Origin of the sequence: Streptomyces hydrogenans, assembly GCF_014656075.1 — a bacterium.
In the GTDB taxonomy this organism is placed as follows: Bacteria; Actinomycetota; Actinomycetes; order Streptomycetales; family Streptomycetaceae; genus Streptomyces; species Streptomyces hydrogenans.
This window is the reverse complement of sequence record NZ_BNBS01000034.1, coordinates 25339-38007: the sequence shown is the minus strand read 5'-3', so window position 1 is coordinate 38007 and position 12669 is coordinate 25339. Positions and strand designations below refer to the sequence as shown.

Genomic DNA, 12669 nt, shown 5'->3' with positions numbered 1-12669 from the left:
CGCGATTCCCGGGAGTGCCTCGCATGGGGACGAATGGATCGACCGTGCTCGAGCCTTTACGGCAGGGTCTCCCGCCGATCGATCCCGGCGCCGTCTCCACCTCCGCCTCCTGCGCCCTGCCCGCCCGCTACGAAGCCGTGCGCGGGGCCCGGAAGTTCACCAGCGCGACCCTGGACAGCTGGGACCTCGGCGACCGTTTCGACGACGTGGCCCTCGTGGTCTCCGAACTCGTCACCAACGCGCTGCGGCACGCCGTCCCGGAGGGCTCGCCGGACGAACCCCAGGGTCCGCCGGTGCGGCTGCACCTGATGCGCTGGGCTTCCCGTCTGGTGTGCGCGGTGCGCGACCCCAGCCGGCAGAGCCCGGAGGCGCGCGGCGGCGAGGAGGACTTCTCGGCCGAGTCGGGCCGGGGCCTGTTCCTGGTGGAGTCGTTCAGCGACAGCTGGGGCTGGCACCCGCTCGCCGGGACCTTGCAGGGCAAGGTGGTGTGGGCGCTGTTCCGGGTGGGCCCGGAGGAGTAGCCGGCGGTCGAACGTGAGGAAGGGCCCGGGCGGGCGACCGCCGGGGCCCTTCTCTCCTTTTCCGGGTACGGGTCCCTCGTCCGCGTCCGGGGTTTCCGCGCGCCCGTCCACGGGCGGGGCGGACCAGGCGCGTCGCGCCCGTCCACGGGCGGGGGTCAGACGAGGTGGTCGAACTCCCCGTCCTTGACCCCCAGCAGGAGGGCCTCTATCTCGGCCGGCGTGTAGACGAGCGCCGGGCCGTCCGGGTGGCGGGAGTTGCGCATGGCAACGTTTCCCCCCGGCAGTTTGGCGAACTCGACGCACGAGCCCTGGGAGTTGCTGTGCCTGCTCTTCTGCCAGACGACACCGCGCAGCTCGGTGGCCGCCATGCCGTTGTACGCGTGGTGCGCGTGATGCACTGGTAGCTCCCCGAGTTGCTTCGTTCGTATGTCAACTTCCCCGGATCATAGCTGCGTTCATATGCCGCTGCATGAGCAGATGCACGTGCACGAGGCGTGGCGTAGCCACTACGCGACGCTGCGTGCGAGAGGCGTCCGGCGACACGGGAACGCCCCCGCGATCTTCCCATCCGGGTGGACGGAAGCGCGGGGGCGGTGGTTCCCCGGGCGCGGGCCCGGTTCGGCTCAGCGCTCCTCACGGAAGTCGACGTGCCGGCCGGCGACCGGGTCGTACTTGCGCAGGGTGAGCCGGTCGGGGTCGTTGCGGCGGTTCTTGCGGGTGACGTAGGTGAAGCCGGTCCCGGCGGTGGACCTGAGCTTGAGGACCGGACGTATCTCGTTGCGTGCCATGCGGCCGAGGGTAAACGAAAACGAATCCCATTGCCAATATGATCTCCCGCCCCTGCCGACGGAGACATCGGCGCAGCTCAGAGGGGTGGAAGCTCGGACAGGAGACGGCCGGCGCGGTCGTACAGCCGGAGGCCCAGGGCGCCCCCCTCGCGCGTCACCGTGTACCAGACGCCCCAGCCGGGGCGGCCCGGCAGCTCCAGGAGGGCGGCGGCCGTGGCCCGGCCGCGGTCGTCCACGAGCTCGACCCGGCCCGCGTCCCGGGTCCCGTAGTAGAGGCCGGAGTGGAAGGCGCCCTCGCCCTGGTGGCTGATCCCGGGCCGGGCGAGGTCGATGTTGCCGTCGGTGACGCTGCGGAACTGTTCGAGCGGGTCCTCGCCCCCCTGCCAGTGCTTGCCGTCGGCCGTGAGCCACACCTTCCACCCGGGGGCCGCCGCCACCCGCTCCCCGGGCGCGACGGTCCGCACCGGCGTGGGGATCTGCCGCCCGGAGGAGAAGGACGCGGAGGTCCGGGGGACGGCCGGCGGGGGCGGGCCCGCGGTCGGGGCGAAGGCGCTGGTGGCGGGCCGGGCCGGCGGGGCGGCGAGGCCGGCGGCGGGGTGCGGGTCGCGGCCCAGGGACGTACCGGCGGCCACCGCGAACGCGACGCCGAGCACGGCGAGGACGGAGAGGGCGACGGTACGGCGCCGGCGGCGCGCGCGGCCGGCGCGGACGACCGCCGCGACGGGCGCGGGCCCCGGGGTCACGTCGTGGGCGGCGCGGGCGAACTCGGCGCGCAGCAGGTCGTCCCACGCGCCGGCGGCGTCGGGCCCGGCATCGGGTGCGGGGGTCATGGGCGGGCTCCGTAGGGGGTGCGGAGGGGCGGGCCGGGCAACGGCGCGGGAGCGGGAAGCGGCGCGGGGCCGGAGGCGAGCCGGGGGTGGGCGCGCAGCGCGGCGAGGCCGCGCCGGGCGTGGGTCTTCACCGTGCCGATCGAGCACTGGAGGACGTCGGCGATCTCCTGCTCGGTCAGGTCGTCCCAGTACCGCAGGACCATCACGGTGCGCTGGCGGGCGCTCAGATCGGCTAACGCCGCCAGGAGCACGGCCCGTTCCTCGACGTGCTCGGCGTGGCCCGCGTCCCGGTGCCGGGCGGGTTCCGGCAGCACCGGGACGAGCAGGTGGGCGACCCGGCGGCGGCGCAGGCGGCTGAGGTTGTTGTTGACGAGGGCGCGGCGCACGTAGAGGTCGACGCCCTCGGCCGGGATCCTCCGCCAGCGGCCGTACACCTTGGCGAGGGTCGTCTGCACCAGGTCCTCGGCCTCGTGGAAGTCACCGGTGAGCAGCTGGGCCGTGCGGACGAGCCGGGGCCAGGCGGCGGTGGCGAACGCGGCGAAGCCGTCGTCCGTCTCGGGTTCTGCTGCGTGCGTCACGGTGGCGGACCTCGCGATCGGGAGGTGGTACGGCGGGGCCCGCCCCGTGCCGGGCCCCGCCGAGCGTGGTGGACGGCCCGTCAGAAGTCCATGGCGGGCAGCTCGACGAGGAGCCGCCCGTCACGGGCGTGGAAGGCGACGGAGACGTCACGGTCGGAGGGCGCGGTGTGGGCGTACCAGACGCCCCAGCCCGGGCGGCCCGGCAGCTGGAGCAGGGTGGCGCGGGTGACCCGCCCCTCGGCGTCGGTCACGTCGACCCGGCCGGGCGCCTCGGGGCCGCCGTAGATCCCGGAGTGGAAGGTGCCCTCGCCCTGGTGGCTGAGGGCCGGCCGGGTCAGGTCGAGGTTGCCGTCGACGACGCTGCGGAACTGCTCGAAGCCGTCGGGGCCGGTCCAGTGCTTGCCCTCGCGGGTGAGCCAGAGGGTGTAGCCGCCGCCGGCGTCGACGCGCAGGCCCTGACGGACGGTGCGGACGGCCGGGGCGGGGGCGGGGGCGGAGACCTCGGCCGCGGAGGGGGCGGGTACGGAGGCGGTGACGGGCGCGGCGGGGGACGGGGCGGCGGTGGCCGGGGCGGCGAGGGCCGCCGCGGCCGCCGCCGCCGTCACGGCGGCGCCCGCGGCGAGCAGGTACTTCTTCATGGGACGGCTCCTGTTTCGGCGGACGGTCTTCCACCCTTCTCAACTCCGCCCGGCCCGGCCCGGGATGACAGCGCGGCGCAAGATTTTCCCCGCGGCGGAGGTTTTCCCGGCGGCGGAGGACCTCCCGGCGGTGGAGGACGTCCCGGCTCAGGCGTCGGCGAGCGCCGCCGACAGGTCGTCCAGGGCGTCCACGAGCAGCCGGCCCGCCTTCCGCAGCAGCGGGTCGGTGACCTCGGTGTCCCAGGCGGCGACGGTCTCGCGGAGGTCGTCCCAGACGGGTTCCCCGCGCTCGCGGACCGCCTTCGCACCGCGTTCGGTCGCCTCGCGCAGCGCCTCCGCGAGACCGGCGGCGGCGGGCAGGGGCGGGGCGCCGTGCTCGGGCAGATGGGCCTCCAGGAGCATGGCCGCCCGCCCGAACTCGGCGAGCGCGTGCCCCGCGCCCTCGGCCGCCGCGTGCGAGAGCCCCCGGTGCCGGACCAGCTCGTGGCCGGCCCGCCCCAGCGCGTCGTGCCAGGCCACGCGCGCGGCCCGGGCGGACAGCAGGGCCTCGCGCACGTCCGGGCTGCCGGGGCCCTCGGGAGCGGCGTACCGGGCGGCGACGGCCGCCGCGTACCGCCCGGAGGCGGCGAGCCAGTCGGCGAGCCGGCCCCGCAGCCGGGGCGTCTCCCAGGCCGGGTAGACGGCGTAGGAGAGCATCGCGAGGAGACCGCCGAGGAGGGTGAGCAGGACCCGGTCCCGGACGGTCTGGGAGACGCCGGACCCCTCCATGCCGAGGAGGAAGACGACGTACGCGGCGACGCAGACCTGGCTGACCGCGTACCCCGTCCTCATCAGCAGGTACATGCCGAAGGCGCAGAGGACGGCGAGCGCGGCGGAGAGGTACGTCCCCGGGTGCGCCGTCTGCACGACGGCGCTGGCCAGCCCGACGCCGACGAGCGTGCCGCCGAAGCGGGCCACCGAGCGGGAGTACGTCTGCGAGAAGTCCGGCCGCATCACCATCACGGACGCCATCGGCGCCCAGTAGCCGTGCCCGAAGGGCAGCACCAGACCGAGCAGATACCCGGCGGCGGCGACGGCCGAGACCCGGATCGCGTGGCGCAGGATCGCCGAACCCGGCCGCACCTCGGCCCGCATCTTCGCGAGGACGAGCGGCGCGAGCCGGACGAGGGTGGGGCGGCTGCGGGGCGTGGGGCGCTCGGGGAGGACGGTGGCCTCCGGCGGCCCGGGGCTCCCGCCGGGAGCCGGACCGGCCCCCGGCCCCGCACCGGACCTCTCCGGCCCCGCCCCGGGCTGCCCCGTCTCCGTCCGCGGGTCCGCCGTGTCCACGACGTCGCCGAGGAGGGCTGACAGCCGGAGGGCGGCGCGATGGGAGCGGTCGGAGAGGATCGATCCGGTGTCGGGGGTGCGCAGGGCGGCGACGGCGGCCGGCGGCAGCCGGACCGGCTCGCCGTGCCGGATGGCGCGCGCGGCGGCGTCGAGGATCTCCCCCGCCGCGGCGAGCAGCTCGCGGACCCGGTCGCGCTGCGGGCCCTCGGCGGGGGCGCCGACGGCGGGGTCCGCGAGCGAGGCGAGGACGGGCCGGATCCGCTCGGCGAGCCGCCGGGGCCCGTGGAGTTCGGCGGGCCGGCGGCGGGCCTGCCGCGAGGTGACGGCGGCGGCGATGCGGGCGGTCATGAGCGGGACCGGGTCGAAGGGCGCGACCGGGTCGTGGCGCAGCCGGCGGGCGTAGTCCGCCTCCGCGGCGAGCGCGTCGGCGAGGGCGTCGCGCTGGGCGCCCCAGGGCCGGACGGGCAGCAGCACCACCAGCGCGGCCTGCACGACCCCGCCCGCGAAGATCATGGCGGCGTGCCCGGCGGCGGTCGCGACGGAGGTGGGCAGGGTGACCGTGACCAGCATGATCGCCACGTTGGAGGAGGCGATGATGCCGGCCGTGGGGCCGGCGGCCCAGGCGAGCCCGGAGAGGAAGGTCCACAGCACCAGCAGGGCGAGGAAGAGGACCGTGTGGGTGCCGGTCAGATAGCCGAGGAAGGTGGAGACGGCGAGGCTGCCGCCGGAGGCGAGCGCGAGGGTGGGCCGGGGCCGCCAGGACCGCTGGAAGGTGGCGATGGCCGCCTGGAAGGCGCCGAACGCGGAGGCCGCGGCGACGGCCGGCCCGAAGAGGGCCAGCGAGAAGCCGAGGACGAGCGCGAGCCCGAGGGCGCCGCGGGCCGCGACGACCGGCGCGAGCCGCCGCCGCTCGACGGTGAGGCCGGAGCGGGCGGTCTCCTTCAGCGCCCGGAGCCAGCTCATGATCCGAGCGTAGCGACCAACCCCCCGTAAGCCGACATTTCACCCACGGCGCCGGGGCCCGTCCGAGCCGTTCGCGTCGGATCGGGCCGGGCCGTCCGGGGCGTGCGCGCCCGGCGGGCCGGACCGACGGGAAGGGTCGGACAGGCCCTACCCCCGGGCGCGGCGGTCCAGACGCGCCCGGTCCGGGATGAGGGTGGCGGACTCGGCGGCGGTGGCGCCGTGGTTCCAGCCGTCCTCGTCCCACATCGCCCGGACGCGGGTCGCCCGCGTCTCCGGGAAGAGCTCGTCCGTGCGGGCCGTCACCGCGACCTCCCGGGAGGCGAGGACCGGGAGGAGCGTCGGGGCCTCGGCGGCGACCCTGCGGGACGTCGCCTCCAGACGGGCGCCGAGCCGGTTCGCGTACGCGAGGAGGAAGGACTGCCGGAAGGACTTGGTGCGCTTGCGGCCGCCCTTCCGCTGCTCCGCCTCGGCGCGCGTCATCGCCGCGGTGCCCTGGACGAGGAGGGAGGTGTACAGCAGCTCGACCGGATCCAGGTCCGCCTCGAAGCCGACCACCGTCGAGAAGCCGTACGTCTCGTTCCACACCGCCCGGCAGTGGTTCGCGCCCGCCACCGCGTCGAGCAGGATCGCCTTCGCCTGCTCGTAGGGCGGCTCCACGCCGATCCGGATCGCGCCCGGCGTCTGCGGCGACGGCGCCCCGGCCGCGAGCCCGGCCTCGTCGAGGCTGTGGCGGGCCATCAGCTCCTGCGCCTTCGCGGCCAGCGCCTCGGCCTCCTCCGGATAGCCGGTGGCCTCCGCCTTGGCGAGCAGCGCCCGGATCCGGGTGAGCATCCGCGGCTCCCCCGCGGCGGCCGGCGGCAGCGTCTCGCCGGGTACGGGTCCCACCGCGTCGAGCCGGGGCAGCCGGACCAGCAGCCGGTACAGCTCCAGGACGGCCGTCGCGTGCGAGAAGCGGTCGGCGGTGCCGGCGCCCGCCCCGGCCCCGTCGTCCAGTGCTTCGAGCTGCTCGCGCCAGCGCCGGGGCAGCGTCGCGTACCGGGCCGTCTCGGCCCGCACCAGCACGCCGAGCAGCCGCAGGTGCTCCTCCGCCAGCTCGCGGCGGACGGTGCGCGCGAGGTCGGCGGGCTGCCAGCCGTGCTCCCACAGGGTCCGTACGAGCTCCTCGCCGCGCCGCGCGAGGCCGGCGTCGGCGGCCGGGTCGGCGGCGAGCAGCGAGGCCGCCGTGTCGAGGGAGCGGTCGTCGCGGCTGTGGAGCGCCTCCCCCAGCGCCCGTCCCACGGTGGACTCCCGTGCCTCGTCCCGCATGACCGCGCCCTCTCCGTGCCTCTCGTCGCCTCGCGCCGCCTCGCGTCCGGCCTCCTCCGATGGTCTCAGGACGGCCGGGCCCACCCGGTCGCACCCCGTCCCGGGGTAGGTCTGGCCCTACCCCGGGACGCCCGGCAGACGGCGTGACCCGACCCCCGGCGAAACGGTTCGCTGGAGCCATGACCAGCACCCTTTCCCTTCCTCCCGCCGCCGTACGGCTCCGGGGGCTCGTCCGGCGGCACGGGGACGTCCTGGCCCTCGGCGGCGTCGACCTCGACGTCGCCGCCGGCACCTTCACGGCCGTCATGGGCCCCTCCGGCTCCGGGAAGTCCACCCTGCTGCGCTGCGCCGCCGGACTCGACCGCCCCGACGCGGGCCGCGTCGAGGTGGCGGGCACGGCCCTGGAGGGGCTGAGCGAGCGGCGGCTGACGCTGCTGCGGCGGGACCGGATCGGCTTCGTCTTCCAGTCCTTCAACCTGCTGCCGACGCTGACGGCCGCGCAGAACGTGGCCCTCCCGCTCCGGCTGGCCGGCCGCCGCCCGGCCCGCGGCGCGGCCCGGGCGGTGCTCGCCCGGGTCGGCTTCGCGGTCCTCGAGCGGCACCGCCCCGCGCAGCTCTCCGGCGGCCAGTGCCAGCGGGTCGCCCTCGCGCGGGCGCTGATCGCCCGCCCCGCCGTCCTCTTCGGCGACGAGCCGACCGGCGCGCTGGACTCCACGACCGGCGCGGAGGTGATGGACATGCTCAGGGCCCTCGTCGACGAGGAGGGCCGCACGCTCGTCATGGTCACCCACGACCCCGTCGCCGCCGCCCGCGCGGACCGGGTCGTCTTCCTCGTCGACGGCCGCCTGGCGGGCGAACTCACCGCCCCGACCCCGACCGCCGTCGCCGCCCGCCTCGCCCGCCTGCGCCCGGCGACGGGCGGCGCGCGCGGGGAGCCGGTCGAACCGGCGGGTGCGGTCGAACCGGCGGGTGCGGTCGAACCGGCGGGTGCGGTCGGATCGGCGAGCCCGGTCGGATCGGCGGGTGCGCCGTGCTGAGCGTCGTCCTCGGCGGGCTGCGGGTGCGCTGGGCCTCCTTCCTGGGCGCGTTCCTGGCCCTGGCGCTCGGCGTCGGGCTGCTGACCGCGACCGGGCTCGGCCTCGCCGCCGCGCTGGACCCGCCGGCGCACGCCCCCGAGCGGTTCGCCTCTTCCCCCGTCGTCGTCCTCGGCCAGGACCGGCTGACCGTCGAGGTCCGGCGCGGCCCCGGCACCGCGCTCGTCTCCCGGCCGCTCGACCGTCCACAGCCTGTGGACACCGCCGTGCTGCGCGAGCTCCGCGCCCGGTGGACCCTCACGGAGCGCCCGGCGGACCCCTCGGACACGGCCGCCGCCCACCCCGACGCCGTCGGCCTCGACGCCCCCGCCGCGCGGGTCAGGGCCCTGGTCGGCGACCGGGCGCAGGTGCTCACCGGCGACGAGCGCCGCCGCGCCGACCCCGGCCACGAGCGGGACGGCCAGGAGCTCACCGGCCTGAACGCCCTCCTCGGCACCGTCGGCGGCGTCGCCGCCTTCGTCTCCGTCTTCGTCGTCGCGTCCGTCTTCGCCTTCTCCGTGGCACTGCGCCGCCGCGAGTTCGGCCTGCTCCGCACCGCCGGGGCCACACCCGGCCAGGTCCGGCGGCTGCTGCTCGCCGAGGCGGCGGTGCTGGGCGTGACCGCGTCCGCGGCGGGCTGCGGGCTCGGCGCCCTCGCCGCGCCCCCGATGGCGCGGGCGCTGGTCGCCCGGGAGCTGGCGCCCGGCTGGTTCGCCGCCGTCTCGGGCGGGACCGCCGGATGGCCGTACCAGCTGGCCTTCTGGACGGGGCTCGGCGTCGCCCTCGCCGGGTCGTCCGCCGCCGCGCACCGCGCCGGGCGGACCGGGCCGACGGCCGCGCTGCGCGAGGCGGACGTCGACCGGGACGTGCTGCCGCCGGGCCGCGCGCTGCTCGGCGCCGGGCTCCTCGCGGCCGGGCTCGGACTGCTGGTCTGGACGTACGCCACCGAGCCCGAGGCGCTGCTGAAGCGCAAGACGTACACGACCCTGCCGATGCTCCTGACCGGCGGCGCCGCCCTGCTCGCCCCGCTCCTGGCGCGGCCCGCGGCCCGGCTGCTGCCGGTCCCGCGGGGCGGGGCGGTCGGGCTGCTCGTCCGGGCGAACGGCGCGGCGGCCGCGCGCCGCACCGCCGCCGTCCCCGCGCCGGTCCTGGTGACCGTGGCGCTGGCGGGGACGCTGTCCGGCGCGTCGGAGAGCGTGGCGCGCGCCAAGGAGACGGAGGCCCGGGACCGGACGTCCGCCGCGTACGTGGCCGAGGGCCGGGAGGTGACGCTCCCCGGCCGGACGCCGGCGGGGACGGTCGTCGCCGCGTCCGGGCCGACCTCCCTCTTCGTACGGGACGGGGCCGAGGCGGTCGTGAAGTACCGGGCCCGGGCGGTCGCCGACCCGGCGGCCTTCGCCGAGCTGGCCCGGCTCCCGGTGGTCGCGGGCGACCTGCGGGACCTGGACGACCGGTCGATCGTCGTCAACGAGGAGTTCGAGCGGCGGCGGGTCGGCGAGGAGGTGGAGGTGTGGCGGGCGGACGGCAGCGGCCCGGTACGGCTCCGGGTCGCGGCCGTCCTGGCCCGCGGCACCGGCGACAACGGGCCCTACGTCACCCGCGCGCAGGCTCCGGGGTCCCGTCTCGACCGCCTGGAGTCGAACCGGCCCCTGGCGGCGGACGCCGGCCCCGCCGCGGCCCCGCCGGCCGCGAACCGGGCCGCCCGGCTGGGCCTGCGCCTGCTGCTCGCGCTGGTCCTCCTCTACACGGTGATCGGCCTGGCCGGCACGCTGCTGATGGCCACGTCGGTCCGGGGCGGGGAGCTGGCCTCGCTGCGCCTGGCGGGCGCCACGCGCGCGCAGGCGCTGCGGGCGGTGACGGGCGAGGCACTGCTCGCGGTGGCGATCGGCACGGTCCTCGGGCTCGCCGTGACGGCCGTGGTCCTCGGGGCCCTCGGAGCGGGCCTCGCCGCGCTCTCGGCGCCGGTCGCGCTCGCCGTCCCCTGGGCCTGGGCGGGCGGGGCGTCGACCACCTGCCCGGTCGTCGCCGTCGCCGCCCCGGCCCTCCCCGCGTGGCGCCTCAGTCGCTGAGCGGCGAAGGTGGGACGGGGCGGTGGCCGGGGTCGGAGCCGGGCCACCGCCCCGCCCCCGTGCCCTCCCGCCGCGCGCCGGGAGGGGTCAGGGCCGCAGGACCAGCTTGCCGCGCACGTGCCCCGATTCGCTGAGCTCCTGCGCGCGGGCGGCCTCCTTGAGGGGGAGGGTCTCGGCGTGCCGCAGCCGCAGGGTGCCCGCGAGGACCCCCTCCGCCTGGGCGGTGAGCCAGCCGCGCACCCGCTCGAAGTCCGACTCGGGAAGGCTGTAGGCGATCCCGTACGCCTCCGCGTCCGTCGCCGCGATCGTCGCGATCCGCTCCTTGCGCGCCGTGCCCTCCCCGCCGAGCAGCTCGATCGCCACGGGCAGCACCCCGTGCCCGGCCGCGTCGAAGACCGCGTCGACGCCCTGCGGGGCGGCGGCCCGCACCCGGTCGGCGAGGCCGTCGCCGTACGCGACCGGGACCGCTCCGAGCCCGCGCAGATAGGCGTGGTTGGCGGTGGAGGCCGAGCCGACGACCGTGGCGCCGGCGGCGACCGCGAGCTGCACCGCGATGGTGCCGACGATGCCGGCCGCGCCGTGCAGGAACAGCGTCTCCCCCTCCCGTACGCCGAGCTGCGCCAGCACCCGGGCCGCGGTCTCGCCCGCGACCGGCAGGCCCACCGCCGCCTCCCAGGACAGCCCGGCCGGCTTCGGCAGGACGTCGCCGGCGAGGGCGTACTGCGCGTAGGCGCCGGTCCTCGACCAGCCGAACACCTCGTCGCCGACGGCGAGTCCGGTGACGCCCTCGCCGAGCGCGTCGACCGTGCCGGCCACCTCGATCCCCGGCACGGCGGGGAACGTCGTCGGGAAGTGGGCCTCCAGCAGGCCCCGGCGCACCTTCCAGTCCATCGGGTTGACGCCCGCCGCCGCCACCCGCAGCCGCACCTCGCCGGGTCCCGGCTCCGGCACCTCGGCACCGGTCTCGTGCCGCAGCACCCCGGGCCCGCCGAACTCCTCGAACACGATCGCTTCCATCGTCGCCATGTCGCCCTCCCTGTCCGCCCGTTCGGCTCCCGGATCCCCCGGGCGCCGGTCTCTCGGCGTGATCGACGTGATCCATCCTGCGCCGCACGACCGCCCCGCCAGGCCCTCCCTCCAGCCAGTCCCACCCGTCCGAAAGACCAGCCGCCCGGGCCCGCCCACTGGCTAGGCTGGCCGCCATGGACGCGTTCACGCTGACCACCGCGTACGAGATCCTCCGCCGGCCGCTCGACCAGGTCCTCGGGCAGCTCTCCGCCACGCTCGCCCCGGCCGTCCCGCACACCGGCGCGGCCGAACTCTCCACGCACTGCGCGCACTCGCCGTTCAAGACGACCGGCGCGGCCGACGGGCTCGGCACCGCCGACCTGGCGCCGCTGCTCGCCGCCGGGGTGCCCGGCGAGCCCTGGCAGGGAACGGTCCGGCTCGGCGGCCGGAGCCGTACGGTCCTCGCGGTGACGAGCGGCGCCACCGCCCGCCACTCGCTGCTCGTGCTGCTGCGCGAGGACGGCTCGCCGCCCGCCGGACCGGACGGGCTGGCCCTGGCCCAGGGCCTGTGGAACCTGGTGACCGCGCATCTGGACCGCTTCGCGACCGAGGCCATGCCGGGGGCGCTGGCCCGGTCCCGGACCGCCGCCGACACCCGCGCCCGGGTCACCGCCGAGCTGACCACCGCCCATGTGGCCGCCCTCTCGGGCCTCCTCTCGGTGCTCCGCAGCGGCGGTCTGGACGCCCCGGCGGCCCGGGCGGCCGCCACCGAACTCGCCGCCGCCGCGCTCGTCGAGGCCCGCGCCGCGCGGCGGCAGGACCGGGAGATCGCCGAGGAGCCGGCCCGCGAGGCGTTCGGCCGGCTGGCCGAACAGCTCCGGCCGATGCTCCGGCACAGTCCGGTCCGGCTCGAACTCGGCCCGCCGCCGGAGAGCCGCTCGCTCCCCGCCGACGTGGCGCACGGCGCCCGGTCCATCGTCCGGGCGCTGCTCCTGATCCTGCTGGACCAGGAGGGCCTGAGCCGGGTGCACGTCGGCTGGCGGCTCACCGAGGACGAGCTGTGGGCGGCCGTGCGCGACGACGGGCCGGGCCTCTTCGAGGCGTGCGAGATCGGGGCGGGCACGGTCCGGGACCGGCTGGACGTCCTCGGCGGGCGGCTGGAGATCGAGGCGGTGCCGCACTGGGGCACGACCATGACCGCCGTCCTGCCGCTGGCCTCCCCCGACCCCCGGGTGGCGGCCGTCCACCCGCTGGCCGGGCTGGGCGAGCGGGAGGTCGAGGTCCTGACGCACCTGGCCCTCGGCCACCGCAACCGCCGCATCGCCGCGGAGCTGCACATCAGCGAGTCCACGGTGAAGTTCCACGTGGCGAACATCCTCGGCAAGCTCGGCGTCGCCTCCCGCGGCGAGGCGGCGGCCCTGTTCCACGCGGCGGCGTAGCCCGGGCTCCGGGCGGCGGCCCGCCGCCTCCGTCCCGCCCGTCCGTCCCGCCCGTCCGTCCCGCCCGTCCGTCCGTCCGTCCGGGATGTCGTGCTCCGCCGCTGTCAGTGGCGGATGCCAGACTCGCACCC

At 77.5% G+C, this 12669-nt stretch carries 12 protein-coding genes; 4 read left to right on the top strand and 8 right to left on the bottom strand.

What is annotated here, in order from left to right:
* The first annotated feature begins 23 nt into the window (after positions 1-23).
* A complete protein-coding gene (locus IE321_RS16640) occupies positions 24-521 on the top strand; it encodes an ATP-binding protein (RefSeq protein WP_043226541.1) in 498 nt (165 codons plus the stop codon).
* A 155-nt stretch (positions 522-676) separates the two neighbouring features.
* Here IE321_RS16640 and IE321_RS16635 read toward each other — a convergent pair whose 3' ends face one another.
* From IE321_RS16635 to IE321_RS16605, 7 genes are all read right to left on the bottom strand, one after another.
* A complete protein-coding gene (locus tag IE321_RS16635; protein WP_043226629.1) occupies positions 677-889 on the bottom strand; it encodes a DUF397 domain-containing protein in 213 nt (70 codons plus the stop codon).
* Positions 890-1144: 255 nt separating this feature from the next.
* Positions 1145-1309, bottom strand: coding sequence for a 50S ribosomal protein L33 (rpmG, locus tag IE321_RS16630; RefSeq protein ID WP_043226540.1), 165 nt, complete (start codon positions 1307-1309; stop codon positions 1145-1147).
* A 77-nt stretch (positions 1310-1386) separates the two neighbouring features.
* A complete protein-coding gene (locus IE321_RS16625) occupies positions 1387-2139 on the bottom strand; it encodes a hypothetical protein (protein WP_190223467.1) in 753 nt (250 codons plus the stop codon).
* Positions 2136-2717: a SigE family RNA polymerase sigma factor gene (locus IE321_RS16620; RefSeq protein WP_190223466.1), complete on the bottom strand. Its 582-nt coding sequence runs from the start codon at positions 2715-2717 to the stop codon at positions 2136-2138. Before IE321_RS16620 ends, IE321_RS16625 begins: the two co-directional genes overlap by 4 nt.
* Before the next feature lie 80 nt (positions 2718-2797).
* Positions 2798-3355 (bottom strand): hypothetical protein, encoded by a 558-nt coding sequence (locus tag IE321_RS16615; protein WP_190223465.1) that lies wholly within the window; start codon positions 3353-3355, stop codon positions 2798-2800.
* A 147-nt stretch (positions 3356-3502) separates the two neighbouring features.
* Entirely contained in the window at positions 3503-5644 is a 2142-nt protein-coding gene (locus tag IE321_RS16610; protein WP_190223464.1) for an FUSC family protein, read from the bottom strand.
* A gap of 147 nt (positions 5645-5791) precedes the next feature.
* Positions 5792-6949, bottom strand: a complete 1158-nt coding sequence (locus tag IE321_RS16605; protein WP_190223463.1) for a DUF2786 domain-containing protein — start codon at positions 6947-6949, stop codon at positions 5792-5794.
* A 179-nt stretch (positions 6950-7128) separates the two neighbouring features.
* On the opposite strand from IE321_RS16605, the gene IE321_RS16600 reads away from it, so the two are divergent.
* Positions 7129-7986: an ABC transporter ATP-binding protein gene (locus IE321_RS16600; protein ID WP_190223462.1), complete on the top strand. Its 858-nt coding sequence runs from the start codon at positions 7129-7131 to the stop codon at positions 7984-7986.
* Positions 7980-10091, top strand: coding sequence for an ABC transporter permease (locus IE321_RS16595; RefSeq protein ID WP_190223461.1), 2112 nt, complete (start codon positions 7980-7982; stop codon positions 10089-10091). Before IE321_RS16600 ends, IE321_RS16595 begins: the two co-directional genes overlap by 7 nt.
* An 87-nt stretch (positions 10092-10178) precedes the next feature.
* Here IE321_RS16595 and IE321_RS16590 read toward each other — a convergent pair whose 3' ends face one another.
* On the bottom strand, positions 10179-11108 hold the full coding sequence (locus IE321_RS16590) for an NADP-dependent oxidoreductase (RefSeq protein ID WP_190223488.1): 930 nt from the start codon (positions 11106-11108) through the stop codon (positions 10179-10181).
* Between the two features lie 185 nt (positions 11109-11293).
* On the opposite strand from IE321_RS16590, the gene IE321_RS43045 reads away from it, so the two are divergent.
* Positions 11294-12538 carry a helix-turn-helix transcriptional regulator gene (locus IE321_RS43045; protein WP_190223460.1) on the top strand — a complete coding sequence of 415 codons (1245 nt, stop codon included), beginning with the start codon at positions 11294-11296 and terminating at the stop codon, positions 12536-12538.
* Positions 12539-12669 lie beyond the last annotated feature (131 nt).

What these genes read in the sequence shown, in the direction of transcription:
- IE321_RS16640 (WP_043226541.1), top strand. Translation starts at nt 24, where the DNA reads ATGGGGACGAATGGATCGACCGTGCTCGAGCCTTTACGGCAGGGTCTC.
- IE321_RS16635 (WP_043226629.1), bottom strand. Translation starts at nt 889, where the DNA reads ATGGCGGCCACCGAGCTGCGCGGTGTCGTCTGGCAGAAGAGCAGGCAC.
- rpmG (WP_043226540.1), bottom strand. Translation starts at nt 1,309, where the DNA reads ATGGCACGCAACGAGATACGTCCGGTCCTCAAGCTCAGGTCCACCGCC.
- IE321_RS16625 (WP_190223467.1), bottom strand. Translation starts at nt 2,139, where the DNA reads ATGACCCCCGCACCCGATGCCGGGCCCGACGCCGCCGGCGCGTGGGAC.
- IE321_RS16615 (WP_190223465.1), bottom strand. Translation starts at nt 3,355, where the DNA reads ATGAAGAAGTACCTGCTCGCCGCGGGCGCCGCCGTGACGGCGGCGGCG.
- IE321_RS16610 (WP_190223464.1), bottom strand. Translation starts at nt 5,644, where the DNA reads ATGAGCTGGCTCCGGGCGCTGAAGGAGACCGCCCGCTCCGGCCTCACC.
- IE321_RS16605 (WP_190223463.1), bottom strand. Translation starts at nt 6,949, where the DNA reads ATGCGGGACGAGGCACGGGAGTCCACCGTGGGACGGGCGCTGGGGGAG.
- IE321_RS16600 (WP_190223462.1), top strand. Translation starts at nt 7,129, where the DNA reads ATGACCAGCACCCTTTCCCTTCCTCCCGCCGCCGTACGGCTCCGGGGG.
- IE321_RS16590 (WP_190223488.1), bottom strand. Translation starts at nt 11,108, where the DNA reads ATGGAAGCGATCGTGTTCGAGGAGTTCGGCGGGCCCGGGGTGCTGCGG.
- IE321_RS43045 (WP_190223460.1), top strand. Translation starts at nt 11,294, where the DNA reads ATGGACGCGTTCACGCTGACCACCGCGTACGAGATCCTCCGCCGGCCG.